The sequence below is a fragment of the Mesorhizobium sp. M7D.F.Ca.US.004.01.2.1 genome, assembly GCF_003997785.1.
In the GTDB taxonomy this organism is placed as follows: domain Bacteria; phylum Pseudomonadota; class Alphaproteobacteria; order Rhizobiales; family Rhizobiaceae; genus Mesorhizobium; species Mesorhizobium loti.
On sequence record NZ_RZRQ01000780.1, the window covers coordinates 1 to 405 of the forward strand.

1 protein-coding gene is annotated in these 405 nt (G+C 61.0%); it reads left to right on the forward strand.

Going from position 1 to position 405, the window contains the following annotated elements:
* Positions 1-405, forward strand: a 405-nt coding sequence (locus EN993_RS36775; RefSeq protein ID WP_127266297.1) for a radical SAM protein, incomplete at both ends; no start/stop codon positions are given.

Consider the following 405-nt stretch of genomic DNA (forward strand, 5'->3'; position numbering starts at 1 on the left):
GCCTGGCGAAACCCCAAGGCGCGCGACATGGATGCGGTCGTCGCCATGGTCGAGGGCGTGAAAGCGCTGGGCATGGAGACCTGCATGACGCTCGGCATGCTCGATCTTGATCAGACCGTTCGTCTGAAACAGGTAGGTCTCGACTATTACAACCACAACATCGATACGTCGGAACGCTACTACAGCGAGATCATCAGCACGCGCAGCTTTGCCGACCGGCTCGATACGCTCGAGCTTGTCCGCCAATCCGGCATCAAGGTCTGCAGCGGCGGCATTGTCGGCATGGGCGAAGAGCCGCTGGACCGGATCGACATGCTGGTCACGCTGGCCAATCTGCCGGAGCATCCGCAAAGCGTTCCGAGCAACATGCTTATCCCGATCTCCGGCACCCCGCTTGCGGAAGCC